Origin of the sequence: Paraburkholderia sp. J76 (assembly GCF_905220295.1) — a bacterium.
Classification (GTDB): Bacteria; Pseudomonadota; Gammaproteobacteria; order Burkholderiales; family Burkholderiaceae; genus Paraburkholderia.
On record NZ_CAJMZJ010000037.1, the window covers coordinates 1 to 3038 of the forward strand.

Consider the following 3038-nt stretch of genomic DNA (forward strand, 5'->3'; position numbering starts at 1 on the left):
CCCGCGCTACGCACGTTCGCGTTGATGTCCGAACTCAGTGACGGGTGATTCTCGATGTCCGTCACCGAGTTCTCCCGCACGCCCTGCCAGTTCGCGCTCACCTGCGGCAGGTACGCCGAGCGCGCCACGCCCACGCCCGCCGCCTGCGCCTTCACCGCTGCCCACGCCTCGCGCGTCTTCGGGTTGGCGCACAGCGTGCGTTCAACGGCTTCCTGCAGGCGCAGCGGCCGGCTGGGTGCCGTCCCGAACTCGCAGACCGGTGCGAACGAACCCGCCGCCGTATCGGAAATGCCCTGTTCCGCGCGCAGCACGTCGATGGCATGGGCGTGGGTGGCCGCCGCAGCGAGCACGGTCGTCAGCACGGCCAGCGTCTTCTGCCTACCGTTCACGCATGCTCTCCTTCGACGTCTGCAGCAGTGGATCCAGGAAGTACCCGATCACGCTTCTTTTCCCCGTGCGGATGTCCGCCGTCACCGCCATGCCCGGCGTGAGCGTGATCCAGCGGTTGTCCACGTGAATGCGGTTTGTCTCCAGCCGGATGCGCACCGGAAACGTCAGACCCAGCTTTTTGTCCTGCACGGCGTCGTTCGAGACCCCGGTGATGGTCCCGTTCAGGAACCCGTAGCGCGTATACGGAAACGCCTCGATCTTCACCGCCGCGCGCTGGCCGACCTGCACGAAGCCAATGTCCCTGTTCTGTAGTCGTGCCTCCACTTCGAGCGCGTCGTCGGGCACGATTTCCATCAGCGACTGCGCCGTGGTCACCACGCCGCCCAGCGTGTGCACCGCAAGCTGCTGCACCGTGCCCGCCACCGGCGCGGTGAGGCTCATGAGCGCCTGGCGCGTCTGCGCCTTGGTCTCGTCATCGCCGCTTTGCGTGACCTGCTGCGTGGCCTTCTCCAGTTCGTCGAGCTGGTCGCGGCGGAACTTCGAGGCGCTCGCCTCCACCTGCGCGCGCTGCTCCGCAATGGCCGCCGCCAGTTCGTTCGCGTGGCTGCGCTGCGCCGCGAGTTCATGCTCCTTGTCCAGCGCCGACTGCTCCTTGTCCAGGTAATCGTTGCGCGCCACGTACCGGTCGGCCACGAGCGCGCGGTACGCATCGGCCTGCTGGCGGGCCAGCGGCGCGGTCGCCACCAGCTTCGCGATTTCCGCGCGCGTGCTGTCCAGTTCCGCCTGGCGCTTCGCCAGTTCGGCTTTCTCCCCCTCGACCTGGTCGCGGTATTCGAACCACGCGCCTTCCGCCTGGCGCTGCGCGTCCTGCATACGGACTGCGGGCGCGTCATCGACTTTCGCCACGACCGGCGCGCGCGCGGCCTGTTGCGCGGCGAGCAGCGCATTCGCGCGTGCCGCGGCGAGTTCCGCGTCCAGCCGCGAGGACCGCGCCTTGTCGGTGTCGGCCACCGCCTGCGTGGTGTCGAGCTTCATGAGCAGATCGCCCGCGTTCACCCGCTCGCCGTCCTTCACGCCAATCTCGCGCACCACGCCCGTGATCGCGGGCTGGATCGTCTTCACGCGCGCGTTCGGGATGAACTGGCCGCTGGCCGTCACGACGATATCGAGCCGACCGAAGATGCCGATGAGCAGCGCGAGCACCGTGAGCGCCACCAGCACGCGCAGGGTCCAGCGCGGCGCAGGGTGAACCGGCGTCTCGACGAGTTCCAGTTCGGCGGGCAGGAAGGCGAGCTGGTCCGCATCGCGCGCGGGGCGCTCGAGCTGGGCGCGGATCTGCCAGACTTCGCGCCATACGGCCGCATAACGTTTCACCAGACCGGCGAACGCCTGAAGTTTCATCGTGCCCATGCTCAGCCGTCCTGCAGCGAAACGAGGTGCGCGTAGTAGCCGCCGTGGGCGAGCAGCGCGTCGTGGTTGCCCTGCTCGACGATCCGGCCGTGATCCATCGCGACGATGCGGTCCGCGTGACGCACGGCAGAGAGGCGGTGCGCGATGATGATCACCGTGCGCCCCGCGCAGATCGCCTTCATGTTGTCGCGGATGACCCGCTCGGTCTCGAAGTCGAGCGCACTGGTGGCCTCGTCGAAGATCAGGATGCGCGGGTTCGTGAGCAGCGCGCGGGCAATCGCCAGGCGCTGGCGCTGGCCGCCCGAGAGGTTGCCGCCGTGCTCGCCCACCAGCGTGTCGTAGCCCTCCGGCAGCTCGCAGATGAATTGATGCGCACCCGCAAGTTTTGCGGCATGGATCACCGCTTCGAGCGGCACGCCGGGGTCGGTGAGCGCGATGTTCTCGCGCACGCTGCGGTTAAAGAGCAGGTTCTCCTGCAGCACCACGCCAACCTGCCGCCGCAGCCATGCGGGGTCGGCCAGCGCCAGGTCCTGGCCGTCGATGCGCACCGTGCCCTGCTCGGGGAGATAAAGGCGCTGCAGCAGCTTCGTGAGCGTGCTCTTGCCCGAGCCCGAACGCCCCACGATGCCGATGACCTGGCCCGCGCGAACATCGAGCGACACGCCGTCGATGACGGGCGGCGCATCGGGCCGGTAACGGAAGCGGATGTTCTGGAACTGCACGTCACCGCGGATGGGCGGCAGCGCCTGGCGCGCCTGCGGAATCTCCGTGCGCGTATTGAGGATGTCGCCCAGGCGCTGCATGGAGATGCCGGTCTGCTGGAAGTCCTGCCAGAGCTGGGCAAGACGCAGCACCGGCGCGCTCACGCGCTGGGACATCATGTTGAAGGCAACGAGTTCGCCCACGGAGAGCCGCCCGTCGATCACGAGCCGCGCGCCGATGAAGAGCGTGCCGAGCGTGACCAGCTTGCCGACGAGCTGGATGAGCTGCTGGCCGACATTGCCGAGCTGGTTCACGCGAAAGCCGGCGCTCACGTAGGCGGCGAGCTGCGATTCCCATCGGCGGATGAACTGTGGCTCGACCGCCATCGCCTTGAGCGTCTCGACGCCCGAGACCGATTCGACGAGAAACGACTGGTTATCCGCCCCGCGCGCGAACTTCTCGTTCAGGCGCGCGCGGAATGCGGGCACGAGCAGCGCGGACACCAGACCGTAGACCGGCAGCGAGGCCACCACGAG

At 68.2% G+C, this 3038-nt stretch carries 2 protein-coding genes and 1 pseudogene; all 3 read right to left on the minus strand.

Features of this window, described 5'->3' with window-relative positions:
• Positions 1–389: pseudogene (locus U5768_RS31760) on the minus strand (TolC family protein); the annotation flags it as partial.
• Complete coding sequence (locus U5768_RS31765; protein WP_322034282.1) at positions 379–1800, minus strand: HlyD family type I secretion periplasmic adaptor subunit; 1422 nt, start codon at positions 1798–1800, stop codon at positions 379–381. The pseudogene U5768_RS31760 and the gene U5768_RS31765, both read right to left, overlap by 11 nt.
• A 2-nt stretch (positions 1801–1802) precedes the next feature.
• On the minus strand, positions 1803–3038 hold a 1236-nt coding region (locus U5768_RS31770; RefSeq protein ID WP_322034283.1), incomplete at its 5' end, for an ATP-binding cassette domain-containing protein.